Annotated in this window: 19 protein-coding genes; 13 read left to right on the top strand and 6 right to left on the bottom strand. The window is 68.5% G+C overall.

Translation table 11 applies throughout. The annotated features are described in order from the left end of the window. Window positions 1-123: 123 nt before the first annotated feature. The 5 genes from ACZ69I_RS11780 (at window position 124) to ACZ69I_RS11760 (ending at window position 7,038) form a co-directional block, all read left to right on the top strand. The gene (locus ACZ69I_RS11780) at window positions 124-1,215 is read left to right on the top strand and encodes an ABC1 kinase family protein (protein ID WP_470831779.1); all 1,092 of its coding nucleotides are present in this window, start codon (window positions 124-126) and stop codon (window positions 1,213-1,215) included. Window positions 1,216-1,228: 13 nt separating this feature from the next. After that, window positions 1,229-3,643 (top strand): ATP-dependent Clp protease ATP-binding subunit, encoded by a 2,415-nt coding sequence (locus ACZ69I_RS11775; protein ID WP_470831778.1) that lies wholly within the window; start codon window positions 1,229-1,231, stop codon window positions 3,641-3,643. Between the two features lie 35 nt (window positions 3,644-3,678). Then, window positions 3,679-4,041, top strand: a complete 363-nt coding sequence (locus tag ACZ69I_RS11770) for a VOC family protein (RefSeq protein WP_467675863.1) — start codon at window positions 3,679-3,681, stop codon at window positions 4,039-4,041. Between the two features lie 162 nt (window positions 4,042-4,203). After that, window positions 4,204-5,292 carry a methyltransferase gene (locus ACZ69I_RS11765; protein WP_470831776.1) on the top strand — a complete coding sequence of 363 codons (1,089 nt, stop codon included), beginning with the start codon at window positions 4,204-4,206 and terminating at the stop codon, window positions 5,290-5,292. Window positions 5,293-5,397: 105 nt separating this feature from the next. Continuing rightward, window positions 5,398-7,038 (top strand): MFS transporter, encoded by a 1,641-nt coding sequence (locus ACZ69I_RS11760; protein ID WP_470831774.1) that lies wholly within the window; start codon window positions 5,398-5,400, stop codon window positions 7,036-7,038. Between the two features lie 39 nt (window positions 7,039-7,077). Here ACZ69I_RS11760 and ACZ69I_RS11755 read toward each other — a convergent pair whose 3' ends face one another. The 5 genes from ACZ69I_RS11755 to ACZ69I_RS11735 all read right to left on the bottom strand — a co-directional run bounded on the left by ACZ69I_RS11755 (window position 7,078) and on the right by ACZ69I_RS11735 (window position 10,859). Continuing rightward, window positions 7,078-7,464 carry a pyridoxamine 5'-phosphate oxidase family protein gene (locus ACZ69I_RS11755; protein ID WP_470831772.1) on the bottom strand — a complete coding sequence of 129 codons (387 nt, stop codon included), beginning with the start codon at window positions 7,462-7,464 and terminating at the stop codon, window positions 7,078-7,080. Between the two features lie 138 nt (window positions 7,465-7,602). Next, entirely contained in the window at window positions 7,603-8,088 is a 486-nt protein-coding gene (locus ACZ69I_RS11750; RefSeq protein WP_470831770.1) for an SRPBCC family protein, read from the bottom strand. Window positions 8,089-8,150: 62 nt separating this feature from the next. Further along, on the bottom strand, window positions 8,151-8,549 hold the full coding sequence (locus ACZ69I_RS11745; protein ID WP_389718845.1) for an ArsR/SmtB family transcription factor: 399 nt from the start codon (window positions 8,547-8,549) through the stop codon (window positions 8,151-8,153). Next, on the bottom strand, window positions 8,521-9,951 hold the full coding sequence (locus ACZ69I_RS11740) for an MFS transporter (protein ID WP_467675874.1): 1,431 nt from the start codon (window positions 9,949-9,951) through the stop codon (window positions 8,521-8,523). The genes ACZ69I_RS11745 and ACZ69I_RS11740 overlap by 29 nt, the downstream gene beginning before the upstream one ends. Window positions 9,952-10,130: 179 nt before the next feature. Beyond that, window positions 10,131-10,859 (bottom strand): helix-turn-helix transcriptional regulator, encoded by a 729-nt coding sequence (locus tag ACZ69I_RS11735; RefSeq protein ID WP_470832042.1) that lies wholly within the window; start codon window positions 10,857-10,859, stop codon window positions 10,131-10,133. A 652-nt stretch (window positions 10,860-11,511) separates the two neighbouring features. Between ACZ69I_RS11735 and ACZ69I_RS11730 the strand changes: the two genes are divergently transcribed. Genes ACZ69I_RS11730 through ACZ69I_RS11705 form a run of 6 tightly spaced genes read left to right on the top strand, consistent with a single transcriptional unit; the run spans window position 11,512 to window position 23,173 of the window. After that, on the top strand, window positions 11,512-12,540 hold the full coding sequence (locus ACZ69I_RS11730; RefSeq protein ID WP_470831768.1) for a DUF1702 family protein: 1,029 nt from the start codon (window positions 11,512-11,514) through the stop codon (window positions 12,538-12,540). Continuing rightward, window positions 12,537-14,501, top strand: coding sequence for a CRTAC1 family protein (locus tag ACZ69I_RS11725; RefSeq protein WP_470831767.1), 1,965 nt, complete (start codon window positions 12,537-12,539; stop codon window positions 14,499-14,501). The genes ACZ69I_RS11730 and ACZ69I_RS11725 overlap by 4 nt, the downstream gene beginning before the upstream one ends. Continuing rightward, window positions 14,498-15,559 carry an enediyne biosynthesis protein gene (locus tag ACZ69I_RS11720; protein ID WP_467675882.1) on the top strand — a complete coding sequence of 354 codons (1,062 nt, stop codon included), beginning with the start codon at window positions 14,498-14,500 and terminating at the stop codon, window positions 15,557-15,559. Before ACZ69I_RS11725 ends, ACZ69I_RS11720 begins: the two co-directional genes overlap by 4 nt. 4 nt (window positions 15,560-15,563) lie before the next feature. Continuing rightward, on the top strand, window positions 15,564-21,524 hold the full coding sequence (locus ACZ69I_RS11715) for an SDR family NAD(P)-dependent oxidoreductase (protein WP_470831766.1): 5,961 nt from the start codon (window positions 15,564-15,566) through the stop codon (window positions 21,522-21,524). Window positions 21,525-21,527: 3 nt separating this feature from the next. Then, complete coding sequence (locus ACZ69I_RS11710) at window positions 21,528-22,031, top strand: acyl-CoA thioesterase (protein WP_467675886.1); 504 nt, start codon at window positions 21,528-21,530, stop codon at window positions 22,029-22,031. A 47-nt stretch (window positions 22,032-22,078) separates the two neighbouring features. Beyond that, entirely contained in the window at window positions 22,079-23,173 is a 1,095-nt protein-coding gene (locus ACZ69I_RS11705) for a helix-turn-helix domain-containing protein (protein WP_470831765.1), read from the top strand. Window positions 23,174-23,334: 161 nt separating this feature from the next. Here the strand turns inward: ACZ69I_RS11705 and ACZ69I_RS11700 are convergent, their stop codons facing one another. Further along, window positions 23,335-23,880 (bottom strand): cupin domain-containing protein, encoded by a 546-nt coding sequence (locus ACZ69I_RS11700; RefSeq protein WP_470831764.1) that lies wholly within the window; start codon window positions 23,878-23,880, stop codon window positions 23,335-23,337. A 410-nt stretch (window positions 23,881-24,290) separates the two neighbouring features. Between ACZ69I_RS11700 and ACZ69I_RS11695 the strand changes: the two genes are divergently transcribed. Next, window positions 24,291-25,478 carry a cytochrome P450 gene (locus ACZ69I_RS11695; RefSeq protein WP_470831763.1) on the top strand — a complete coding sequence of 396 codons (1,188 nt, stop codon included), beginning with the start codon at window positions 24,291-24,293 and terminating at the stop codon, window positions 25,476-25,478. A 5-nt stretch (window positions 25,479-25,483) separates the two neighbouring features. Then, window positions 25,484-25,579 (top strand): hyalucidin A family RiPP precursor, encoded by a 96-nt coding sequence (locus ACZ69I_RS11690; protein ID WP_467675895.1) that lies wholly within the window; start codon window positions 25,484-25,486, stop codon window positions 25,577-25,579. Window positions 25,580-25,610 lie beyond the last annotated feature (31 nt).

Genomic DNA, 25,610 nt, shown 5'->3' with positions numbered 1-25,610 from the left:
TCTGTGGCGTCAGCGACGGCACGCGTGGCCGGTGCCGCCCTCGTACGACCGGGACGGGCAAGGGACGCGGCCGCCGATTCCCTCGTCCGAGCCGTCGAGTCGCTCGGAGGGGCCTACATCAAGGTGGGCCAGCTGTTGGCCACCCGGTCCGACCTCATCGGTCCACGACTCGCACAGCGGCTGTCGCGGCTGCAGGACGACGTCGCCCCGATGAGCATCACTGATGCGCTCGCGGTGCTCGAACGTTCGCACCCGCCGTTGCCGGCGAGCGCGTACGCGGCGGTGGCGAAGGGGCCCGTGGCAAGCGGCTCGATCGCCTGCGTCTACCGGTGGGAGGCCGAACCCGGCGCTCCCGTGGCATTGAAGATACGGCGGCCCGACGCGGCCGCGACGGTGCCCGTCGACACGGCCATGTTGCGCTGGTTCGCGCGGCTGTGCGCGAAGACGCCGTGGATGCGCTCCAGCCCGGTCGTCGCCATCGTCGATGATCTGTGCGCCGCCGTGCTCAACCAGCTCGACCTGGACCGCGAACGCGTCATGCTGACCCGGCTTCGGGACATCCTGAAGGACGAAGCGCGCATCGTCATTCCGGCACCGCTCGACGCGTACTCCCACTCGGAACTGCTCGCCATGGAGTTCGTCACCGGCCTGGACCGTCAGATGTTCGCGACCGCCGCGCCGAGCCTGCGCGACGAGGGCATCACCACGCTGGTCCGCGCCATGTATGAACTCGTCTTCGTGCATGGCTTCGTGCACATCGACTTGCACCAGGGAAACGCGTACCTGCTCCCCGACGGACGGCTCGTGCTGCTCGACGTCGGGTTCGCGCACGTGCTCAGCGACTTCTCCCGTGAGCGTTTCACCCGGTTCTTCGGCGGCATGGTGACCGGGCGTGGACAGGAGTGCGCGGAGATCCTGCTCACGACGACCAAAGGGGTCGACCACCACGATCAGAACCTGGCTCGGTTCCAGGCGGAGATCGTTCGGCTCGTGGAGGAGTCCGCCGAACTCGATGTCGCGAACTTCTCCGTTCCCCGCTTTGCCGCGCGGCTGTTCCAGATCCAGCAGAGCAACGGCTATTACGCCGAGCCCGAGATGACGTTTCCGTTGCTGTGCCTGATCGCGCTCGAGGGAACCGTCAATGAGCTGGCGCCCCACATGGACTTCCAGATTGAGGCCGCTCCTTACATCATGTCCAGCCTTATCGATCAGTAGCCGGGGAAGACCTATGCGCGACAAGTTCAGCGACGCCGCCGACCAGGTGCTCAGCTTGGCCGAAGGGCAGGCGCAACGCTTCAATCATCCCTACGTCGGTCCCGAGCACCTGCTCCTCGCCCTGGCCGATCACGCGCAAGGGGCGGCCGCGCGGGTTCTCCAGGAGCACGGCGCTTCCGTGGAGACGCTCCATGAGCGGGTCCATTTCATCCTCGGGGAATCCGAACCCCGTCCGGCAACGGAGCTGCAGACGACCGCGCAGACCACCGAGGTGCTCGGCGCCGCGGCGCGCCAGGCCGAGCGCCGTGGTGACCCCGCGGTCGAGCCCGCGCACATCTTGCTCGCCCTCCTCGCTCAGACGTCGAACAATCTCAGCGTCGACATTCTGCTCAGTCTCGGACTCGACCTGGGGGACCTGCGTTCCGAGCTTCTGAAGGCCATGGCGACGGACGCGGCGACTGAACTCCCGGCCCCCGCGGTCGAACCGGCCGCGTTCAAGCCCGCGGGCTCGCAGCTCCTGGATCAGTTCGGTGTCAACCTCACCCGACAGGCCGCCGAAGGAAAGCTCGACCCCGTCATCGGCCGTGACGCGGAGATCCGACGGCTGACTCAGGTGCTTTCGCGGCGCATGAAGAACAATCCCGTGCTTCTCGGGGACGCCGGCGTGGGAAAGACGGCCATCGTGGAAGGGCTGGCCCGCAACATCGTTGATCGTGCGGTCCCCCCATCGCTTTCCAACAAGCAGCTTTACGCGATCGACCTGGCGTCGATGGTTGCCGGTTCGCGCTACCGAGGCGACTTCGAGGAACGTCTCAAGGACGTCCTCAAGGAGGTGCTGGGTCGCGGCGACATCATCGTGTTCATCGACGAAGTGCACATGCTGGTCGGTGCGGGCGCCGCGGAGGGGTCGATCGATGCCGCGAACATCCTCAAGCCCATGCTCAGCCGCGGCGAGATGAAGCTCATCGGCGCCACCACCCACGACGAGTACCGCAAGTCGCTCGAGAAGGACTCAGCTCTCGACCGTCGTTTCCAGCGGATCAACGTGGACGAACCCACCCCGCACCACGCCGTCGCCATCCTGAACGGGCTGAAGCCGCTGTTCGAGGCACACCATCAAGTGACCATCGCTGACACGGCGATCCAGGCGGCCGTCGACTTGTCCTGCCGCTACCTGCCCACACGGTTCCTGCCCGACAAGGCGATCGACCTGATCGATGAGGCCGCGGCGGAGGTCGCGCTCCGGCTCGATGCGCCGTCGACCGATGTGGTGGCCGACGACGTGGCGGCGGTCGTGTCGCAACAGACCGGCGTGCCGGTGTCGACGGTCTCCCGGTACGAGTCGCAGAAACTCGGTCAGATGGCAGAGCGGCTGCACCGCCGCGTCGTCGGCATGGACGAGGCGATCCAGGCCGTCAGCAAGGCGATCAAACGTACCCGCACGGGAATCCGGGACCCGCGCCGGCCGGCCGGCTCGTTCATCTTCGCCGGGCCGACAGGCGTGGGCAAGACGGAGCTGGCCAAGGCGCTGGCCGAGTTCCTCTTCGATGACCAGGACAGTCTGGTGCGGTTCGACATGTCCGAGTTCGGCGAGAGCCACACGGCTTCACGGCTCGTCGGTGCGCCGCCCGGATACGTGGGGCACGACGAGGGCGGACAGCTGACCGAACGCGTCCGCCGCAAGCCGTTCTCGGTCGTGCTGTTCGACGAGGTGGAGAAGGCCCACATCGATGTCTTCAACACACTGCTGCAGGTGCTCGACGAAGGCCATCTGACAGACTCCGCGGGGCGGCGGGTGGACTTCACGAACACGGTCATCATCCTGACCACCAACCTCGGCTCGCGCGATCTGGCCAGAGGCCGCCTCGGCTTCACCGACGGCGACAGCGACCGTCGGTACGAGCATCTGAAGCACGTGGTGACCGCCGAACTCAAACAGCACTTCAGGCCCGAATTCCTCAACCGGCTCGACGACATCATCGTCTTCCCCGAGCTGTCGCGCGACGACATCCTGGCGATCGTCGGACTGCTGGTGAACGGCCTGGACGACCGGCTGAGCGCCAACGACATCTCGATCGAGGTCACGACGGCCGCCCGCGAGCACGTGGCGGACCACGGACACAACCCGATGGAAGGGGCGCGGCAGCTGCGTCGGGTGATCCAAACGCACATCGAGGATCCGCTGACCGAGCTGGTACTCACCGAACGCGTCACAGCGGGCCAGACGGTCAGGATCGACACCGATGCGGACTCCGGCGGGCTCACGCTGACTCCCCTGTCTCCCTTGAGTCCCAGCAGTGGCGGTCATTCACCTTCCTCTTCGGATAGCGAGATCACGATCGAGGCGGACAGCGGCCCCGAGCCCACCCACTCCCCCGCCGAGCCGACCGTTGACGCTCCGAACGCCGCTAAGGTAAGTTCAGACTGACTTAAGAAGTAGTACCTATCTGGGAGGAGCAGGGGATGGGTCAGCGACTGGCGTACTTCGAGATCACCTCGTCCGAGGACGCCGAGCGTCTCCAGTCGTTCTATGCCGGCCTGTTCGGCTGGAACGTCAACCAGCTACCCGACATGGGCGGGTACGCCCTGGTCGACACCCAGTCCGGCGAAGGGTCCGTGATCGGCGGGATCGGTCCGGCCATGGGCGAGGCCGGCGTCCGGGTGTACTTCCACGCGCCTGACCTCGGTGCCGCGCTGAAGCGGGCCGAGGAGCTGGGAGGCACGAGGGTCATGGAACCGACCGAGCTGCCCGGCTTCGGCAACATCGCGACGTTCGCCGACCCGGACGGAAACACCATCGGTCTGTGGGATCAGTCCTCCGCCTGACCCACCGGCGCCAGGACGGGCGAGTGAGACCGACGCGGCCGCCCTGCCGGCAGCCCGCCGGCACGGGTCGCCCGTCACGACGGGGACGACGTGGGCGCAGCCGCTCGTTCCCGAACTGTCCGTGGGCCTGTGACGACGACCTGATCAGGGATCGGAACAACCATGACCTCAGAGCTTGGTGGCCGCAAGGGATCATCGTCGGCGTCGCCCGCGGGCTGTCACGCCGCACCTGTCGCAAGCCCTCGGCAGCAGATGTTCTCGCTGCTGATGGGTTGTTACGCGTCGCAATGCCTCGCGGTGGCCGCTGATCTGAGGATCGCCGACCACCTGCACGAGGTGCCACAGCGACCATCCGACCTCGCCCGTGAGACGCGGTGCGATGCCGGAGCGATGTACCGGCTGCTGCGGGCCCTGGCCGGCATCGGGGTGTTCTCCGAACGCGACGACGGTTCCTTCGAACTGACACCTACCGGCGAGCTGTTGCGCTCCGACGTCCCCGGGTCGCTGCAGCCCGTCGCGCGCCTGATGGGCTCGGACCTGCAGTGGCCCACGCTCGGCCACCTCGGTCACACGGTCAGAACGGGAAAGCCGGCGTTCGAGCACGTCTTCGGGATGTCGATGTGGGAGTACCTCGCCACGCACGCGGACGCGCACGCCTTGTTCCAGTCATCGATGAGCACGTTCTCCACCGCCGAAGTCCGCGCGATCCTCGACAACTACGACTTCTCGAGCGCCGTCACGGTTGTCGACGTCGCGGGCGGACAGGGAAACCTCCTGGCCGCGATCGTCGACAAGTATCCGCACGTCGAAGGCATCCTCTTCGAGCAACCGGAGGTGACCCGAGAGGCCCGCGACCAATTCGTCGCGAACGGGCTGGGGCACCGTTGCCAGGCGATAGCGGGAGACATGTTCTCCACGATCCCGTCCGGAGCCGACTGCTACATCATGAAATCGGTCCTCCACGACTGGGACGACGAACGCGCGACGCAGCTGCTCCGTACCTGCCGGGAAGCGATGGTCGACCGCGCGAGGCTACTGATCATCACTCGCGTGGTCCGGCCCGCGAACGAACCCGATGTGAGCAAGTTCCAGGACCTGAACATGCTCATCAACCTCGGCGGCGCGGAGCGTACGGCCGACGAGTTCCGCCAACTCCTCGGGAACGCCGGGCTTCGACTCGACGAGATCATCGCGACACCGAGCCCGCTGAGCATTCTCGTCTGCACGTCAGGTGCTGTCGGTCAGTCCTGACTTCTCCGCGATTGCTGAGAAGTGATCAAGGAATCCCGGAAGCAGGTGCTCTTCACCGCGGCCCGCTAACCTCGTCAGGGCGTTCGGCTACTGAGGGGGCTGCTCATGGCGACGAGGAAACTCGGTGTCGTTCGGGGGGATTTCGAACACCCGGCTGCATTCTGGCTCGGAGTGCTGGCGTGCGCCGCGGGCGTCGTGCTGCACCTGCCGATGTACTTATCGGCGCGCCACATGCACTACGTCATGTCCGGGATGCGACCGGATGGCGCCATGATCACCGGGATGGCGCTCATCGCCGTCGGCCTGGTCGCCGTCGTCTACGGCGTGCTGCCCCCACGCGGGGCCCGGATCAAAGAATCGGCGCGATCCCTCCGCGTCACCGCCATCGATGACGCCCCGATACGCGGTCAGCACATCGCACTGCTCGTCGTTCTCGCCATCGCGATCACGATCGACGTCATGAAGCCCGCGACGCTGGCGTTCGTCGCGCCCGGGTTCGCCCAGGAGTACGGGCTCAAATCCCCGGCGAATCCGCACGGTGACATTCCGGTCTCCTGGCTCCCGCTCTCAGGGATCACCGGAACCGTCCTCGGCTCGTGGATCTGGGGTGGGCTCGGTGACCGTATCGGCCGACGCTCCTCGATTCTGCTGGCCGGAATACTCTTCATCACCACCTCGATCTGCGGCGCGATGCCCGGCTTCAAGTGGAACCTGCTGATGTGCTTCATGATGGGGATCGGCGTCGGCGGCATGATCCCGATCGCCTTCGCGCTGATGGCCGAGACGATCCCCGCCCGCCACCGCGGCTGGCTGATGGTGCTGATCGGCGGTGACATCGCCGGCGCGTACCTCATCACGAGCTGGCTGTCCGGCTGGCTGACCCCGACCTACAGCTGGCGCATCCTCTGGCTCATCGGCCTGCCGACGGGGCTGCTGTTCATCGCGCTGAACTACTGGATCCCCGAATCGCCCCGCTACCTGATCGCCCGCGGCCGGAACGACGAAGCGAAGGCGATCATGACCAGGTACGGCGCGGAGGTCCGCGAGGCCCCGGGCGACTCCACGGTATCGGAGGCAACCGCCCTGCACGGCTACCCCCAGCTCTTCCGGCGCCCGTTGGCCGGTTCCACCCTCGCGATCATGGTCCTCGCCGCCGGGGCGGGACTCATCACGTTCGGCTTTCAGCTCTGGGTGCCGACCAACCTGCAGCACCTCGGATACTCGGCGGTGAAATCGGACTACGTCGTGCGCAACGCGGCGCTGCTCGGTCTCCCCTTCACCGTGCTCGTGGCGGTGGCCTACGGCTGGTGGGGAAGCCGCAGGACGATCGTCACACTCTCGCTGGTGTCGGCGCTGGCGCTGGGCGGCTTCGTGGTGGCGGGCGACTCGCTGGCCGACCACCACCTCGCGCTCTCGTTGCTGCTCATCGTGCCGCTCTCCGCGGTCAGTTCGGTGACGGCGGTCGTCTCGGCGTACGCCGCCGAGGTCTACCCCACGATGCTGCGCTCGCGCGGCTCGGGCCTCGCGGCCGGCATGACCAAGCTCGGCGGAGTCCTGATCATCGCGGTCGTCGTCGCCAGCACCACCGTCCCCTCGATCGCCGTGACCGCGCTCATCGGAGTGGTGCCGCTGCTCCTGGCGGCCGTGATGTTCCTGTGGTTCGGATCCGAGACCAAGCACCGAAGCGTCGAGGAGATCACCGACGAGCTGCTGGCCACCGAGGCCGCCTCTCCAGCGGACCACTGAACCGAGTTCCGTCGCCGCCCAGTTCCATCGACGCCGAGTTCAGTCGACCGGGTCCGACAGCCACTGGCCTTTGAGTATCACCGTCCGGCCACGAAACTCGTGAAATCCGTTCCACACTTGAACGCGGCGAGGGAGCAGCCGGATGTAGAGGTAGCCCTGCATCTTCCTCGGGTCATGAGAGACAGCGGCGAAGCGGTCGGCGACGTCCGTGGGGATCTCTGGAACCGGCACGAACGCGTCGAGAACGGTATCGACCATCACCACGTCGCACGTGGTGCCTACCGCCACGCGCGCCCGCCCGGTCTCCCGGAGGTTCCGGACGGTCTTGCTGCTCTCGCCGGTCGCGGTGACGATGGCGTCGCCGTCCTCGACGAACGCGACCGGAATCAGATGCGGTCCTGAACACCCGCCCGTCGACAGCCACATGTGCCATTCCTGCCGAAGCCGGAGGCGGGCGGCAGCTAGGCGTTCGTCATGAGTACGAGGCGTCGGCATATCAGGATCAACGAGCACCCCGAGATCAGGTCACTATTCCGTTGGCTGAGAAAGCTGAAGCACGGGAAGTTACTGTTCGGACTGCTTCGCGCATTCCTCGGCGAAATGAGTCAGGGTGACGCGCCACCCTTCTCCGTAACTGCAGTCCGAGGGCAGCATGGATGGGTCGATATTCTCCCACCCGGTGTGTTCGATGGACACACGCGTCGAATGGTCGGTCACCTTTTGGAAAATCAGTTCAACAAAGGTCGCGGAGCCGGGAATGACATCCCACCGCAGTACGAAGCCATGCGGCGGGTTCCAACTGGTAATCACGCCCCAATTGCACTCGCCGTCCGCCCGCACCTCGTACATACGGCCGCCGACGTGTTTCTCGACAACGACTTCTTTGATCTGGTCCCGCCCCAGCGAGTAGGACTGCAGGGGCCACCAGTCCCCGACCCGGCCGACGAACGTCGAGAAGGTCGACTCCTGACTGCAATTCACGACGACACTCGCCCGCACGACATGCTGGTCGGCTACGACACTCGGGTGCCCGGCGTTTACTGAGCTCATGAACCTAGCCCTCGGTGTTGTTCGGCAACGGTGCGCGACGCCGCAAGGATACCGCCCGTGCTCTAGACCGGCATCCCTTTCCCGTTACTGGCCGATTCGTCGCCGTGGTCGCTGTCGCTGTGCGTGGCACTCTCGGCTTCCTCCGCGATTTCCTTGGCAAGCGCGAGACTGTTGGACCAGAGGTCGCTGAAGTATTGGTGCAGTATCGCGATCCCGTCGGCCCGTGTGCGGTAGAGCCGGTTCCTTCCGGCGCGACGTTCCTCGACTAGTCCCGCCTCCCTGAGCACTCGAAGGTGTTGCGAGACGGCCTGGCGGGTGACCGTGAAGTGCCCCGCGATCTCACCGGCCGACAGTTCCTTGGTGGCCACCAGTTCGAGCATGATGCGGCGGTTCTCGTCCGAGAACGCCCGCAGGACCGCGATGGTCGATGCTTCATCCGGCTGTTTCGAGAGCCTCGTCATGGTCAGGCGCCGCCGTCTTCTGCTGTCGGATGACTAGTACGGCGATAATCGCTCCGATGATACTGAGCACGCCGATCCCGACCAATGCGGGACTAACCCCTTCGGCCATACTAGCAGCAGTGCCGTAGTCCCCGAATGCGGCGAACCACGCGGTTACCATCGCGACGCCGAATACCGCGCCGACGTACGCGAACGTCTCACTGGACCCGGATGCCATCCCGGCCTGCTTGGGAGTCGCCGACCGCATCACAGCGGACGACACCGAGGGGAATGCAATCGCGGTGCCCACGCCCGCAATGAGGAGCGGAAGCCACAGGCTGCCGTACCCCACCGCCGAATCGGACATTTCTGCGCCAATCCAAAGGAATGCCACTCCGGGCAACAGAAGGCCGACGGTCACCAGGTATCGCTCACCAATCCTGTCCGCCAGCTGACCGACGAACGGGGAAATCACCAGAGTCAGCGCGGTCCACGGCAGAAGGCGTACACCGACCTCGATGGGATCGTTCCGCAGCCCGAGCTGAATGTATTGGGTGAGGAGGAACGCCGGACCGAACATTCCCGCGTTGAGGATGAAGTTGGATACGCATCCCGCGGACACACTCAGGTTCCGGAACAGGCTCATGTTGATCATGGGCTGCGCCACCCGGCGCTCCCACAGGACGAAGCACACGAGCAGGAGCGGCCCGGCGATGAGTCCTCCGAGGATCGTGGCATCGGTCCAGCCCCGCTCCGGACCGCGAATCAGCGCCTGCACGATGAGCAGGACCGCGGAGGTGGCCATGAGGAGGCCGGCCGGGTCGATCTTCCTCGCGCCGCCGAAGGACTCGGGCACGTGCATGCGAGCGAACGCGACGACGCCGATCCCGATGGGCACGTTGAGCCAGAAGATCCAGTGCCAGCTGAAGCCCTGGATGATCGCGCCACCGACGACCGGTCCGGACGCTACGGCGATGCCGATGACGCCACCCCAGATTCCGATGGCCTTCCCCCGCTCCTCGGGCGGGGTCACCGAGGTGATGAGCGCGAGGGTCAGCGGAAGCACGATCCCGCCCCCGATGCCCTGCACGACCCGCGCGCCGATGAGGAACCCCATCGACGGACTGACGGCACACAGGATGGAACCGACCGTGAACACCGTCAGACCGATCGAGAAGACCCGCAGGCGGCCGAAGCGGTCGGCCAGGGTCGAACCCGTGAGGATCAGCGACGCGAAGGCCAGCGTGTACGCGTTGACCGCCCAGCTGAGGTTGCCCGCGTTCCCTCCGAGGTCCTCGTGCAGGGTCGGCAACGCGGTGGCCACGACCAGGTTGTCCAGACTCACCATGAAGTTGGTGAGGGCAGCGAGCGCGATCGTCCAGACCACCTGCTGCTTGGGAAATGTGTCTCGTGCTGGCTGCATCACTCTGCTCCTGTCTTGCACCTCAGCAGAACGGCCAAGGACAGCTCCCTAACGAATTATTACGTTAGTGTGGACTTACATGTGAGTCAAGACCGAGCCCCGGCGACGGGGTTGCCGGTACGGAGGCCGCGCAGGCCGGTACGCCCCCGGGTGCGTCGGCACAGCGCGACCACCGCACGTCACGTACAGGCTCGCGTGCTGCTCCACAGGAGGCTGGAGAGGTACCGGTCGAGCCCCGGGACCGCGAGCAGTGAGGGGACCATCCCCGCCGTGGGCTCCTGGAGCACGACATCCACGCTGATCCGGTCGGCCGGCCGAACGTCGAACTCCTCGCTCACGCCGACAAGCACTTCCGCCAAGGAGTCCTCGGATCCCCTCTCGACCGCGATCGCCCGCATCAGCCATTTACCGGGCGGCAGACCACCGAAGAAGAAACCCTCGTCGGAATCCACGAACCTGGCGGCGATCGGCGGCATGAGCGGCCTCGTACTCGAGAACACGCTCACGTGGGTGCGCGTCCCCGGATTTCGCGGAATGCCGATCAGCCGGCCCATGACGCAGCCACGGGGATTGAAATCGGGTACGACGCCTGGAACGACCAGATCGAAGAGGGTGAGATCGGCGCGGGATGAGCGCCTGTATTGCGACGGGGTGAGCCCGACGACTTCGGTGAAGCGAGTGGTGAAGGTCCCCAGGCTCCGGTATCCGACCGAAGACGCGATGTCGGACACATTTGCCATGCTGGTCGACAGAAGCTGTTTGCTTCGTGCCATCCGGACAGCGCAGAGAAAGCTTCCGGGTGAGCATCCCGCTTCTCTCCGGAACTTCCGGGCGAAATGAAACTTGCTGTACCTGACGAATGCCGCGATGTCGCCGAGACTCAGTGGGTATCCGCAGTTCTCCCACATGTAGATCATGCTGTCCCCAACTGGATCAGACATGGCTACCTCCGATCTCGTGATCGAATAATGGCCAGGGGAACGATGCTCTGGGTCTCGGTGGTCATCGAGCAGGTCAGGCGACTGCGTCACCCATGGGAAACGCGCCCGGGCCCACCCGCCCGCGGAAATAGCAGACGTCCGGTCGAATGGCGTCCTGCCGACATAAACCGTCCCCCGTTCTGCGTTACGCGTCAGTGGTGACTACCGGCCTCCCTCCATAGGGTGGAGTCCCACCTGGCGAGGCGGAATCTGACGCGCGGTTCAGAGTGATGGGGAAACTCGGTATCCGTCCGGTCCCCTCACGTGCGCAATGAGGGGCGGCTCGCAGGCGCCCCGCAGCCCGGGTCAGTCGGCTGACCCTCCCGGAAAAGGAACCAGGGAATCCACATCCCCCCTGCACCACGCGCCGGGTCGCCCCCCTACGCGACTCCCTCGTAACGCGTCCACGCGAGCCGTCACTGACCAGCGCCGACATCGGTCCCCGCACTGGCCAGGCAACGACCGCGAGGAAGCAGAGATTACTAATCTTTTTTCAATTGAGCAATGAGAGAGAAACGCTCGACGCCTGTTCGATGCCAGTCTCGTGACGACGTGGCGTAGTCGGACGCGAGGTGCTGGCATGGTTTCGTGGATAGGACACATCCGTCGCATACTGCTCACTCCCGGCGCGAATCAGGCGTTGTTACGCACCCGTGGCTTCCCCGAACGCGACCCCCACGCGAAGGCCTCCCTGGAGATGGCCGGCGGCACGTTCATCGAGGGGTTCGGCGTGGCGGCCCAGAGTCCGACCGCCGTTGAGGCCACGGTCACGCTGGCGCGGATCGACGGCATCCGGCGCGGATTCGCCTTCGAGGGCGCGGCCATGGCCATGGCCATCCGCGACGCGCTGCCGCTGGGCCACCGCCACCACGTCGCCGACCTCCTCGAAGCGGCCGACGAGCACACCTACATGATCCACGTCGGCGTCGGCTGGTCGTTCGCCCGACTCCCCCGGCCTCTGCGGCGGGCAGCGGCGGGCGGCCTGACCGACCCCACCCTCACGTGGCTGGCCCTGGACGGCTACGGCTTCCACCAAGCCTTCTTCCACACGGACAAGTACGTGGCACGGCAGTACGTCGACCCCGATCCGCCCCTGGTGACGCACCACCACCCCGGGTACGCCCCTCACGCGATCGACCAGGGAATCGGCCGAGCCCTCTGGTTCGTCGCGGGTGCCGATCCGAACCGAGCGGTGCGGCTGATCGAGGCGTTCTCACCGCGGCGGCACGAGGACCTCTTCGCCGGGCTCGGCCTTGCCGCGACCTACGCGGGCGGCGCGCCCCCCGACGAGCTCGAAGAACTCGCCGAGCGGGCGGGCGAACACCGGCCCGCCCTCGCGCAAGGGTCGGTGTTCGCCGCCGAAGCACGCACACGTGCGCACATCGCGCAGCCGCACACCGAGACCGCGGTCCGGGCGATCACGGGCCTTCACGTCGCCGAGGCGGCCGCCATCGCCACCCAGAGCCGTCCGTCGGGACACACGGTCGACGGGCAGGCGTCGTTCGAGGTGTGGCGTCGCCGCATCATGCAGCGCTGGGCCACCGAAACGAGGGGTTCTCTGCCGACATCCCGACAGCCCGACACCGACCGGGTGAGGGACGGCTCATGAAGGAACGCGTCCGCACACTCACACCTGCCCTCTGCGCGGTCCTGCTCGCCGCGTCCCTGTTCGTGGTGACCCGCGCGGCGGTCGCCGCGCCGGACGCGTCGGAGGTCGCACCGGACTACAAGTTCGCGTCCATGTCGATCCCCATGCCGCCCGGCTACGAGAAGCTTCCGAAGAAGACGGTCCGCGAGGTCAACCCCGCCTATCACAAGATCCGTTCGTGGATATCGTCCGTGGGCGCGGGCGTCGCCATCAACGACCTGACCGGGCACGGACGGGCCGATGGCATGTGTCTCGTGGACACCCGCACGGACTCGGTGGTCGTCACCCACACTCCGACCGCTCCCGCCGCCGACCGGTTCACCCCGTTCACCCTCGATGCCGCCCCGCTCCACGTCGACTCGACGATGGCGCCGATGGGCTGTGCGCCCGGCGACTTCGACGGCGACGGCCGGATGGACCTGCTGGTCTACTACTGGGGACGCACACCGATTCTGTTCATGGCGGACGCGTCCGCTCCCGGTCGCTCACCGGCGTACCGCCCGACCGAACTGGTCCCCTCGGCCAAGGACGTGGACAGGTACACGGGCGAACAGTGGAACACCAACGCCATATCGGTCGCCGACTACGACGGGGACGGTCACCCCGACCTCATGGTCGGGAACTACTTCCCCAACTCCGCCGTCCTCGACCCGCACGGCCAGGACGACGTCGTCATGAACGACTCCATGTCGAACGCGAAGAACGGCGGCGGCATACGGATGCTGCGATGGGTGCGCAACGACGGCGGGCACCCGGTGTACGTGGAGGACAAGAAGGCCATCCCGTACGACGACGCGACCGGATGGACCCTCGCCCTGGCCGGCGGAGACCTCACCGACGATCTTCTGCCCGAGGTCTACGCGGCCAACGACTTCGGCCACGACCACCTGTTCTACAACGAGTCGAAGCCCGGTGACATCCGGTTCAGCACCGCGAAGGGACACCGCGGCTGGACCACACCCAAGTCGTTCGTCCTGGGCAACGACTCCTTCAAAGGGATGGGTGTGGACTTCGTCGACCTCTACAACCGCGGCAAGTTCGACATGATCGCCAGCAACATCACGACGGCGTGGGGTCTGGAGGAGAGCAACTACGTGTGGCGCAACGACGCCCGCACCCCGAAGAAGATGGCTTCCGAACTCGCCTCCGGGCACGCCCCCTTCTCCCAGCAGGCACAGAAGGCCGGCCTGGCCTGGACCGGATGGGCCTGGGACATCAAGGGTGCCGATCTGCAGAACTCCGGCAAGCTCGACGTCCTGCAGACCGCCGGGTTCGTCCAGGGCGCCGAGCACAACCGCTGGCCGTGGCTGCAGGAGCTCGCCACCAGCAACGACGTTCTCCTGCACGAGCCCAGCATGTGGCCCAAGGTGGGCCCCGACGACGACATCGCGGGCCACCAGCCGATGGCGGTGTACGCACCGACCGGCTCCGGCGAGTACGTCGACATCGCCGATCAGGTCGGCATCGACTCCAAGACCCCGACCCGCGGGATCGCCGTCGGCGACACACGGGGGAACGGGACGTTGGACTTCGCCGTCGCCCGGCAATGGGGCCCGCCGGCCTTCTACCGGAACGATTCACCGGACATGGGCCACTACCTCGAACTCCAGCTGTACAGGACCTCCGGCAAGAAGGACAACGGCGACCTGTCGGCAGCCGGAACACCCGCGTACAACGCGAAAGTCACCGTACGAACGGCCGACGGCCGCACGATGCAGGGCCAACTCGACGGCGGTAGCGGACACAGCGGCAAGCGGGGCTTCGACGTGCACTTCGGTCTGGGCACCGAGGCCCGGCCGGTGAGCGCCACCCTCGCCTGGCTCGACAACCAGGGCGAGCGCCACCGGCAGACCGTCCGGCTCACCCCGGGCACGCACACCTTCATGCTCACCGACACGGCCGAGGAGGTCAGCGCCCCGTGACGACCCAGAGTCCCAAGCCCGTCGACCGGAACGTCCGCGAACGGTCTCCGCTGCCCGAAACGACCTCACCATCCCCCACGTCATCGCCCGCCAAGCCGCCCCGCGCCGACTCCAAGCCCCCGGCCGTCCAGACGGCCGGGAAGGACCCGCGCTACCTCGCCCTGCGGAACTTCGCCCTCTCCATCACGGTCTTCAACATCATCGGCTACACCCTGCTGGGGTTCGAACAGCCGCCCTTGTGGCCGTTCCTGGCGGTGGCCAGCGCGTACACGATCGACCTCGCCTTCGAGACCCTCAGCGCGTGGGCCCAACGCCGGGCGCCCCGCTTCCGCGGCCGTGGCATGCGCGGTGTCTACGAGTTCCTGCTCCCCGCGCACATCACGGCGCTCGCGGTCAACATGCTGTTGTACGCGAACAACCAGTTCTGGCCGGTCCTCTTCGGCATCTCCGTCGCCGTCACCGGCAAGTACGTGTTCCAGGCCCCGATCGGTGGCCGCATGCGCCACTACATGAACCCGTCGAACCTCGGCATCAGCGTCGCGCTGCTGTGCTTCGGCTCCTGGGTCAGCGTCGCGCCGCCGTATCAGTTCGGTGAGAACATCAACTCGCTGTTCCGGATCGCGATCCCCGTCATCCTCGCCACCGCCGGGACCGTGCTGAACGCGAAGCTCACCGGCAAGATTCCGTTGATCGTCGGCTGGCTCGGCGGCTTCGTGATCCAGGCGGTCCTGCGCCATGAGCTGTTCGACGCCGCGCTGATGGCCGCGCTCGGCACCATGACCGGCACGGCCTTCCTGCTCTTCACCAACTACATGATCACCGACCCCGGTACCACACCGTTCAAGCCACGGGCCCAGTTCATGTTCGGCGCCTCGTCCGCGATGGTCTACGGACTGCTGATGTTGTTGAACGTGGTCTACACGCTGTTCTTCGCTCTCACGATCGTGTGCGCCATCCGCGGCATCTCCGTGTGGATCGGCGTACTCATCGCCAAGCGCAGGTCCGTGCCCGAGTCGTCCGCGGCCCCGAACCGTCGGCGAGGCGCGCAGGAGGCCTAGGTCCATGACCCGTATAGCGATCGTCGGGATGGCCTGCACCTTCCCCGACGCGCAGACCCCGAGGCAACTCTGGGAGAACGTTCTTGCCGGACGCCGGGCGTTTCGGCGCCTGCCGGACGTGCGGCTGAGCACGGCGGACTACTATGCCGCCGACCCGGCCGCACCGGACCGGCACTACGCCACTCATGCCGCGGTCATCGAGGGCTGGGAATTCGACCGGCCGAAGCACCGCGTCGCCGCGAGCGTGTACCGGTCCACCGACATCGCGCACTGGCTGGCCCTGGACACCGCCGCGGCGGCGCTGGAGGACGCCGGTTTCCCCGAAGGCGAGCGGCTCGACCGTGCCCGCACTGGCGTCGTCCTCGGCAACACCCTGACCGGAGACATGACCCGGGCCACCGGCATGAGGCTCAGGTGGCCCTACGTACGACGTACGTTGGCGAAGGCGCTGGAGGACAAGGGCTGGACCGTCGACGACATCGCCGAATTCCTCGACGCGTACGAGACCCAGTACAAGGCTCCCTACCCCGGGATCAACGAGGACAGCCTGGCCGGTGGCCTGGCGAACACCATCGCGGGGCGCATCTGCAACCACTTCGATTTCGGCGGCGGCGGCTTCATCGTGGACGGAGCCTGCTCGTCGTCCCTGCTGGCCGTGGCGAACGCCGGCAACGCCCTGTCCGCGGGGCAGATCGACACCGCCGTCGTCGGCGGAGTCGACACGTCCATCGACCCGTTCGAACTCGTCGGCTTCGCCAAGACCGGGGCACTCGCGACTGCGGAGATGAAGGTCTACGACCGCAAGTCGAACGGCTTCTGGCCGGGCGAAGGCTGCGGCATCCTGGTGCTCGTGCGCGAGGAGGACGCGACAGCCCGAGGCTTGCGCGTCTACGCGACCATCGCGGGCTGGGGAGTCTCCTCCGACGGGCGCGGCGGCATCTCCCGGCCCGAGGCGGACGGCCACCTGCTCGCCATGGAACGGGCCTACCGGATGGCCGGCTTCGGTGCCGAGACCGTCGACTACTTCGAAGGGCACGGAACCGGTACGGCGTTGGGCGACCGGACCGAGCTCGAAGTGTTCCACCGCCTGAGCGCGGACCGGCCGGCCGACGCCGAGCCCGTCTACATCGGCACGATCAAAGGCAACATCGGGCACACGAAGGCCGCCGCCGGCGTCGCCGGCCTGATGAAGGCCGCCCTTGCCCTGCACCACGGCACGATCCCGCCCGTGGCCGGCAACAGCGAGGCGCACCCCATACTCGACCTCCCCGACACGCGGCTGCGGCTTCCCCGCACGCCGCGGCCGTGGCCGACACCGCGGCCCGTGGGCCCGCCGGGCCATGGGGGCGGTCAACCGCCGCGCCGCGCGGGCACGTCGTCGCTGGGGTTCGGGGGGATCAACGCCCACGTGGCCCTGGAGTCCGCCGGGTCGGCGGAAGCGCTTCCCGCGGCTCTCCACCGGCATCTGGTGCACACGCCCCAGGACGCCGAACTGTTGGTGCTGTCGGCAGCCGGCTTCGAGGACCTCGAAGGCCGACTCCGCCGCGCCGCGGACGTCGCGGCGGTGTGTTCCTACGCCGAACTGGGCGACCTGTCCGCCGAACTCGCGCGCACCGACTCGGAGTTCGCGTGCAAGGCAGCGGTGGTCGTAGCCGAGCCCGCGGCGGCGGCAGCGAGTCTCCGCGCGCTCGCTGACGCCATCGCGGCGGGCGAAACACACGTGTTCGCACCTCGTCGCGGTCAGTTCCTGGCCCACTCGGCGAAAGCCCCCCGGATCGGGTTCCTGTTCCCGGGCCAGGGCGCGCCGGGGCGTGGCGACGGCGGAGCCCCCGCGCACAGGTTCGAGGTCGTCCAGGACCTCTACCGGCAGGTGGGCACCCGGCCCCCGGGCGCCGCGACCGAGGACGCACAACCGCGCATCGTCACCGCTTCCCTGGCCGGGCTGCGCATCCTCGACCGGGCGGGAGTATCGGCGTCCGGCTGTGTCGGACACAGCCTCGGCGAACTCACCGGCCTGTACTGGGCGGGGGTCTTCGACGAGAGGTCGGTCGTCGAGACCGCGGCGTTCCGCGGCGAGGCGATGCACAACGCGACCTCTGGACCTGCGGGAACCGACTCCGGGGAGGCGCCGCGCGAGACCGGGTCGATGGCGTCCGTCCGCGCCTCCGCGGCCCAGGTCGAGCCGTTGCTCACCGGGACGCAGGTCACCGTCGTCGGCTACAACGGCCCGACGCAGACGGTCATCGCGGGCCCCGTGAACGCCGTCGACGCGGTGGTCGACGCGGCGAGGGGGGCCGGGCTGCACGGCGCCAGGCTCGCCGTCTCCCACGCCTTCCACACACCGCTGGTCGCCCCGGCCGCGCACAAGCTGCGCGGGTACCTCGACGAGGCCCTCGTAGGCGAGGTCGAGAGGGCGGGACTGTTCTCGACGGTCACGGCCGAGCCGGTGGAGCCCGGATCGAGCGTCACCGATCTCCTGGAACGGCAGGTCGTGGCACCGGTGCGGTTCGCCGACGCTCTCGAGCGGCTCGCCGAAACGTGTGACCTGCTCATCGAGGTGGGGCCGGGCGCGATCCTGTCCGGCCTCGCGGCCGAGGTGTGTCCGGCCGTTCCGGTGGTCTCGATGGACACCGACGACGGCTCGGTCACCGGCGTCCTGCGAACGCTCGCAGGCTGCTACGTGCTGGGCGCCGGTCCCGATCTGGTGGCCCTCGCGGCCGAGCGATTCCACCGGCCCCTGTCGTTGGACAAGCGCTTCACCTTCTTCGAGAGTCCTTGCGAGCAGGCGCCGGACGTCTCCCACGTCCCTCGGTCCTCGGCCCGGCCTCCCCGGGCCGAGGCCGACCGCCCCGACGTCCCTGCCGACACGCGGAGCCCCCTGGACACCCTGCGACATCTGATAGCCGAGCGTGTCGAGCTTCCGGTCGCCGAGATCCAGCCCGGGACGCGCCCCCTCGACGATCTGCACCTGAACAGCATCACGATCACCCAGCTGATGAGCGAAGTCCTCATGACGTTCGGCGCCCCGATCCCCGAGCCGAGCACCAGTGTGGCGACCGCCACCGTCGCGGAGCTGGCGGAGGCGATCGACGACCTCGCTCGCACGGCCGGTGACGGAGCGGACAGCACGGCCGTCGACGACCTGGCGGGCATCGGCACCTGGGTTCGGCCGTTCGTGGTCGAGCACGCCCCGGCCCCGCTGCCGCCCGGCCCGGACGAGGAACGGCCGGGCACGTGGGAGGTGTTCGCTCCCCCCGGTGAACCGCTCGCGCCCGCGGTGCGGCAGCGGCTGGAGGCCGCCCCGGTCGGCGACGGGGTCCTGCTCGTCAGCGGCGCTTCCGTGGATGAGGACCCCGCCGGCATGACGGCCCGCATGGTGGACGCGGCAAGGCTGGCCGTCGAGCGCGGTACCCGGCTCGTCGTCGTCAACCGGGGCCACAGTGCCTCCGCTCTGGCCAAGACGGTCCATCTGGAGGCGTCGGCGGTCCGTACGACGGTCGTGGACCTCGCCGACCGCCTCGCGCCCGAGCGGGCGGCGCGGCTGGTCTGCGACGAGGTGGCAGGCACCCGTAGCTTCCGCGAGGTCCGCTACGACGACGGCGCCCGGCGGACCGAGCCCGTTCTCCGTGAACTGACCACCGGGCACGACGACTGTCCGGTCGGTGCCGGTGACGTCGTCGTCGTCACCGGGGGCGCCCGCGGCATCACGGTCGAGTGCGCCGCCGCCCTGGCCCACGAGACGGGCTGCGCACTGGCGTTGCTGGGGCGGGCCGACGCCGCGGCCGACGTGGAGGTCGCGGCGAACGTCGCTCGGCTGCGCGATTCGGGCCTCAAGGTGAGCTACTACTCCGCCGACGTCACCGACGTGCGGCAGGTGGCCGCGGCCACCGAGGCGATCCGCAAGGAACTGGGAGAGATCACCGGAATCCTGCACGGAGCCGGTATCAACACACCTGTGTCCATTGGTTCGTTGACCTACGACGACCTGACGAGCACCGTTGCCGTCAAGGTCGACGGGTTCCGCAACGTCCTGAACCAGGTCGACCCCTCCGAGCTGCGGCTCGTCATCGGATTCGGCAGCATCATCGGACGCGCCGGGCTGCGCGGCGAGGGCCACTACGCCACCGCCAACGACTGGCTGCGTTCGGCCATCGACTCGCTCGACGAGCAACTGCCGCGGTGCCGCTGCCTGAACATCGAGTGGTCGGTGTGGTCGGGCACGGGGATGGGCGAACGGCTCGGCGTTCTTGACGTCCTGACCAGGGAAGGGATCGAGCCGATCCCAACGGACGTCGGGGTCGCCGTCCTGCTGGATCTGCTGCGCACGCGGTCGGCCCCGTCGAACGTGGTGGTGCTCGGAAGGGCCGTCGGCCTCCCGACCATCACCTTCGCGCCGGTCGAACTGCCGTTGCTGCGCTTCCTCGAACGTCCGATGCTGCACTTCCCCGGTATCGAGTTGATCGCCGAGGCCGATCTCTCCTCGACGGCCGACCCGTATCTCGACGACCACCGGCTTTCCGGGCATGCGCTGTTCCCTGCGGTCATGGGCATGGAGGCGATGGCTCAGGTCGCGACGGCACTGTTCGGTGACGACGGCCCGGTCGAGTTCCGCGACATCGAGTTCACCCGTCCGATCGGGGTCTCGCCGGACGGGACGACGACGATCCGGATCGCCGCGCTGCGGGACGGCGACGAGGTGCGGGTCGCGATCCGATCGGCCGAAACGCTGTTTCACGTCGATCACTTCCGTGGGGTGTGCCTGCGCCGGGAGGAATCCGTCCCGGCTCCCACCGGGCGTCCAGAGGTGTCGGGGCCGACGGCCGAGACGCAGCGCTGGGAGCCGCTGCTCAAGGTCGCCGACAGCGCCGCGAACATCGCTCCGACCACGATGGACATCGGCGTCGACTTCTATGACCGGATCATGTTCCACGGCCCCCGGTTCCGTTCGGTGACCGACTTCCGTCTGATATCGGCGCGGCGATGTGTCGCGCGGATCCGTTGCTCCGACAGCCGCTGGTTCTCTCCCGTCCTGCCGGGCGCGCTGCTGCTGGCGGACCCGGCTGCGAGAGACGCGTTCATGCATGCGCTGCAAGTGTGTGTCCCCGACTCCACCCTGCTGCCCTCCAAGATCGGCCGAGTGCGGTCGTTTCCCCAGCGACGGAAGGCCGGAGAGGTCACCCTGGTGGCGGCCGAGCGCGCCCACGACGGGAACACCTACGTGTACGACGTCGTCGTCCGCGACGAACAAGGTGCGCTGGTCGCGATCTGGGAGTCACTCGAACTCACCGCCGTTCCGTCGCCCCACACGGGCCGCGCGTGGACGCCCGAGCTTCTCGGTCCGTACCTGCAGCGTCATCTCGACGACGTACTCCCCGAACCGCTGCGTCTCGCGGTCGTTCGCGACCGCCCCGCGGTCTCCTCGGACTCGCTCCGCGAGAGCGGGACGCACGCCGGTCCCGGCAGCGGCCGGCGCGTACCGAGTCGCCGGGCCGTCACGGAGCGCGCGCTGGCTGCCGCGTTCGGGCACCCGGTGGCGTTGCGGCACCGCCCCGACGGCCGCCCCGAGACGACCGAACCGATGAGCGCGACCCACGGCCCCGGCCTCACCGCTGCCGTTGCTTCCTCCCGTCCCGTCGGCTGCGACATCGAAGCGGTTCGGGAACGCAGCATGGAGCAGTGGCGCGGACTCCTCGGGCTGTCCGGCGTCGCCCTCGCGGAGATGTGCGGCACCGCGGGTGACGAGTCGTTCGCCACCGCCGCCACCAGGGTCTGGAGCGCCCGCGAGGCGGTCATGAAGCTCGGTGTGACCGTGACGCAGCCCAAGTTGATCCTGGACGAGCGAGCCCACGACAAGGGCTGGCTCGTGCTGCGGCACGGGCGCGACCTGGTGTGGACGTTCGCCGCCACGCTGGCGGCGCCCACCCCGAACGAGGTCATCGTGATCGCCGTGACCGAGAAGGGCTGACCCGTGCCGAGCTTCGACATCCCCCACCTGGTCGGCTTCGAGGAGACCAACCTCGTCGGCAACGTCTACTTCGTGAACTACTTCCGCTGGCAGGGCCGGTGCAGGGAGACGTTCCTCAAGGAGAAGGCCCCCGGAGTCCTGCACGAGATGGCACACGGTCTCAAGCTGTTCACCATCAAGTGCGAATGCGAGTACTTCGCCGAACTGACGGCATTCGACCAACTGTCCGTCCGCATGACGCTCGTTGACCTCACCCAGACCCAGATCGAGTTCGAGTTCGCCTACGTCAAGATCGACGAGAGGGACCGGACCGAGCACTTGGTGGCAAAGGGCCGACAGCGTGTCGCGTGCATGCGCGGCGACGGTGACCAGGCCACGCCGGCCCGCGTCCCCGAAGGCCTGCGTCAGGCGCTCGAACCCTACGGCGCCGTGCGGGCCGGGGCTGTCGCAGTCAACGGCGGCTCGAACCGGCCGCCCCCGGAAAGGTGGAAAAACGACGCCTCCTGACCGGCGGTCGGCTTTCCGGGCGGGTGCCCGGCCGCGAGCATCATTGAATGTCCATCATCAATGAGGCGGCGCGGCGGGCCGACGGCGGCGCGGAAGGGCCCGTGGTCTCCGCGAACACCGATGCGGTCCCGGCGGCGGAGCGGTTCGGCTGGTGGACCGACATGGTCGGCGACGAGGTCATGCCCGTGACGATCCGCAGCCCGCACGCGGCCCGCTTCAGAGGCAGCGTGCAGGCCGTGGGGATGCCGCACAGCCAGGTGGCGGCCTTCACCTTCTCGCCGATGACCGCGCGGCGTTCACCCCTGCAGATACGGCGCCACGATCCGGAGGAGTACTACCTGGTCCTCGTCCACGGAAGCCCGGTCCGGCTGGAGCAGGCCCGCGGGGTGGCCTGCCTCGGGGCCGGTGACATGGCCCTGTTCTCCACCTCGGCTCCGCTCGTCAGCGACTTCCTCGACCAGGGCCGGCAGACCCGTCTGACGCTGCTGCGGCTGCCGCGGTCCGCGCTGCCGCTGGCCGGTGGCCGGGCGGACCGGCTGCTGGCCGAGTCGCTGTCCACCCGGCCCGGGTCGGGGTCGGCGGCCCTGCTCGGCTCGTACCTGGGCGGGCTTCCGGCGGCCGCCCGCGCCTGCGGACCGGCGGAGCTGGCCCGGCTCGGCGCGATCGGGGTGGATCTGGCCGCGACCGTCCTCGCGGGGCGGCTCGGCGACCGGGACACGCTGTCCCCGGAGACGCGCAAGGCCGTCCTGCGCGCCCGGATCACGCTGTTCATCGAGCACAACCTGAGTGATCCGGAGCTGGCCCCCGCGGCGATCGCCGCCCACCACCACATCTCCGTACGCGGCCTCCACCTGCTGTTCCGGCACGAGCCGGAGACCGTGGGCGCCATGATCCGGCGCCTGCGCCTGGAACGCTGCCACGCGGACCTCGCCGATCCGGCGCTGGGGCACCGCACCCTCGCCGCGACGGCCGCCCGCTGGGGCTTCCGCCACCCCGCGGACTTCGGCCGCGCCTTCCGCAAGGCGTACGGAGTCCCGCCGAGCGAGGTGCGGGCGGGGGCCCGGGCACGGGCGCGTGCGCTGGATGCCCAGGAAGCGTGCGCTCGTTGCCGACGATCCGCGGGCCGTCGCGGTCCACAGTGAACGCACGGCGTTCCAGCGGCTTCAGGAGGGGCCGGTGCGCGTGCCCTGCCCGGTCGACGCGAGGGAGGGAGGGGAGAGGAAAGGAGGGACGAACGGAGGGGAGGGAGGGGGCGACGGGCGGTCCGCCCGCCGTCCCCTCCCGGCCCGTATGAGGGGTATGTTCAGCGAGCGGTCGCGGCCGTCGCCCGCGCGACGGGCGGCTCGAATCGCATGGGCGTGATCTGTTTGACGTCGTAACGGCTCCGCATGCGCTTCACCGCTTCGGGGTCCACCGAGTCACCGGCCGACCAGATCTCCGCGATCTCTTCGAAGTAGTACTCGTGCTCGGGTGACGGGGAGCTCTGGAACAGCATGCGCACCGGCTGGTCCGTGGCGTTCCTGAAGGCGTGCGGGGTGTTGGGCGGCACGAACATGCTGCTGCCCGCGGGAGCCCGGACGACTCTGTCGCCGTCGGCGGATTCCCAGTCCAGCCAGTCATCCGTACGTTCGGCGGGCTCGAAGGCGAGCAGCTCCAACTCGCCCTCCAGGATGTAGAAGAACTCCTCCGCCTGCTCGTGGTAGTGGCCGCCGGTGTCGAATCCGGGCGGCACGACCACCTCGAAGATGGACGCCGACGAGCCCTGTGCCCCTGTGGCCTTGAACGTCACTTCCTGCGCCTTGGTGACCAGCTTGTGCCCCTGCCCCGGCAGGCGGATGAGGTCACTCATGTGATCGACTCCTTGCGTAGACGGTAGCGAGCACAGCCACCTTAAGACCCTTACCTCAAGGGGGACTCGGGCCGCCCGCCGCCCTCCCCCGCGTAGTCCATCCGTGGTCCGGTGCTCTACACAGCCGGGCCGAACGGGAGTCATCCGCTGCCGGAGGGCGGGCGGACAGCCGGGGTGATGCGGTGTGGACGGCGGGCCGGGCAGTTGTGCAGCTCATGGGCTCGGACGGGTTTCGACCATGTGGTTCGCGCGGCGGTTTCGCCGGACGGGGTGCGCCGGGGGTGGCACGGGGCGTGACAGACGGCCCTCGCCGGAGCAGGCTGGCCGTCCAGCAGCGGGGGAACGGTTACGTCGGTCGGAAGCGGTCATGCCGCGCGCGGCCTCCCCTGCGCAGTGGAAGGGGGGCGCTCATGGAGTCGTCGACCGGCGCGGCAGCGGAGCGGCCCGCTCCGAGCCGACGCGGTGCGGCCTCCTTCCGGCGGGACCCCCTGGCCCTTCTGGGCGCGGAGTTCGACGGGACGAGGGACGTGTGGCGCTCCGCGTCCGGGCGCCTGTGCGTGGTCGGCCCGGATGCCGTGCGCGACGTGCTGGGGAACCGGCGCGGCACGTTCGTCGAGACCTCGGACTTCTTCCACACCCGTGCCGGGGTCTTCGGGCCGCGCACCGCGCAGATCGACATCGGCCGCGGCGCACGCGCGCTCATGCGCCGTCGGCTCGACGCGGGCAGGGCCGAGCTGCCCGGGCTCGTCAGGCAGCGGCTGGTGCCGGTCAGCAGCTGGCCGGACGCGGGCAACCTGCTGGTCCGCGTCCACCTGGCGGACGTACTGCTGTGCCGGGACGCGCCGCTGCCGCTGCGGCGGGCGGTCGACGGCGTGGTGGAGCGTGCGGTTCTCGCGGGCGCGCGCGAGCGCCATTCGGCGGCCTCCCGGCTGCTGTTCCGCCGACGGGTCATGAGCGTCCTGGCCGCGGAGATCCGGGCGCGCCGTGCGGCCCCTGCGGACGAGCCGCGTGACCTGCTGGACGTGGTCGTCCGCGGCGGCGGCCCGACCGCGGCGCCGGGCGATCTCGCCGAGGTCTATCTGTCGTTCCTGTTCGCCACGGTGGGCTCGGTCGGCTTCGCGCTGGGCTGGGCGGTCCATCTCGTCGGTACGCACCCGGGCAGCGAGACGGCGGAACCGGAGTGGATCGTCCGGGAGGCGCTGCGGCTGTGGCCGGTGGCGTGGCTGTTCACGCGCAAGCCCAGCGGCGCGCACGACCTGGCCGGAGTCGCGGTCGGCCCGGACGACGACGTGGACGTGTGCTCGTACTTGACGCACCGTCACCCTCGGCACTGGGACCGTCCCGACGCGTTCGTGCCGGAGCGGTGGGCGGCGCCGCCGCGTGATCCGGCGTTCGTCCCCTTCGGGTACGGGCCGCACAGCTGCGCGGGCGCGACGGTGACGATGGCTCTCCTCGAGGACCTGGTCCGCATCACCACCGGCGAAGGACGCCTCTCGGTCACAGCCGCGGGGAGCGGTCCCCACCTGGGCCCCGCGCTGGCTCCGCCGCGCTTCACCGCGCGGCTGAGCGACCGCACCGATTCACCCGGGGGGAGGTGAACAGCATGAGGAAGCTCTACCGCTCTGCCAAGTCGGCCCTCAACATCCGGTCCGGCTACGGCGGGATCTATCACTTCTGGTACCTCTACCACCACATCTGATCCGGCCGGGTGCGGGAAGTCGCCTGTGACG

This window comes from Streptomyces sp. NPDC036815, from assembly GCF_055609205.1.
This window is presented reverse-complemented; position numbering and strand designations above follow the sequence as displayed.

Excerpts from the sequence above, each read along its gene's own strand:
- ACZ69I_RS11740 (WP_467675874.1), bottom strand. The coding sequence starts at position 9,951 with ATGCAGCCAGCACGAGACACATTTCCCAAGCAGCAGGTGGTCTGGACG.
- ACZ69I_RS11760 (WP_470831774.1), top strand. The coding sequence starts at position 5,398 with ATGGCGACGAGGAAACTCGGTGTCGTTCGGGGGGATTTCGAACACCCG.
- ACZ69I_RS11730 (WP_470831768.1), top strand. The coding sequence starts at position 11,512 with ATGGTTTCGTGGATAGGACACATCCGTCGCATACTGCTCACTCCCGGC.
- ACZ69I_RS11745 (WP_389718845.1), bottom strand. The coding sequence starts at position 8,549 with ATGACGAGGCTCTCGAAACAGCCGGATGAAGCATCGACCATCGCGGTC.
- ACZ69I_RS11725 (WP_470831767.1), top strand. The coding sequence starts at position 12,537 with ATGAAGGAACGCGTCCGCACACTCACACCTGCCCTCTGCGCGGTCCTG.
- ACZ69I_RS11695 (WP_470831763.1), top strand. The coding sequence starts at position 24,291 with ATGGAGTCGTCGACCGGCGCGGCAGCGGAGCGGCCCGCTCCGAGCCGA.
- ACZ69I_RS11770 (WP_467675863.1), top strand. The coding sequence starts at position 3,679 with ATGGGTCAGCGACTGGCGTACTTCGAGATCACCTCGTCCGAGGACGCC.
- ACZ69I_RS11755 (WP_470831772.1), bottom strand. The coding sequence starts at position 7,464 with ATGTGGCTGTCGACGGGCGGGTGTTCAGGACCGCATCTGATTCCGGTC.
- ACZ69I_RS11705 (WP_470831765.1), top strand. The coding sequence starts at position 22,079 with ATGTCCATCATCAATGAGGCGGCGCGGCGGGCCGACGGCGGCGCGGAA.
- ACZ69I_RS11700 (WP_470831764.1), bottom strand. The coding sequence starts at position 23,880 with ATGAGTGACCTCATCCGCCTGCCGGGGCAGGGGCACAAGCTGGTCACC.
- ACZ69I_RS11775 (WP_470831778.1), top strand. The coding sequence starts at position 1,229 with ATGCGCGACAAGTTCAGCGACGCCGCCGACCAGGTGCTCAGCTTGGCC.
- ACZ69I_RS11750 (WP_470831770.1), bottom strand. The coding sequence starts at position 8,088 with ATGAGCTCAGTAAACGCCGGGCACCCGAGTGTCGTAGCCGACCAGCAT.
- ACZ69I_RS11765 (WP_470831776.1), top strand. The coding sequence starts at position 4,204 with ATGACCTCAGAGCTTGGTGGCCGCAAGGGATCATCGTCGGCGTCGCCC.
- ACZ69I_RS11735 (WP_470832042.1), bottom strand. The coding sequence starts at position 10,859 with ATGTGGGAGAACTGCGGATACCCACTGAGTCTCGGCGACATCGCGGCA.
- ACZ69I_RS11690 (WP_467675895.1), top strand. The coding sequence starts at position 25,484 with ATGAGGAAGCTCTACCGCTCTGCCAAGTCGGCCCTCAACATCCGGTCC.
- ACZ69I_RS11715 (WP_470831766.1), top strand. The coding sequence starts at position 15,564 with ATGACCCGTATAGCGATCGTCGGGATGGCCTGCACCTTCCCCGACGCG.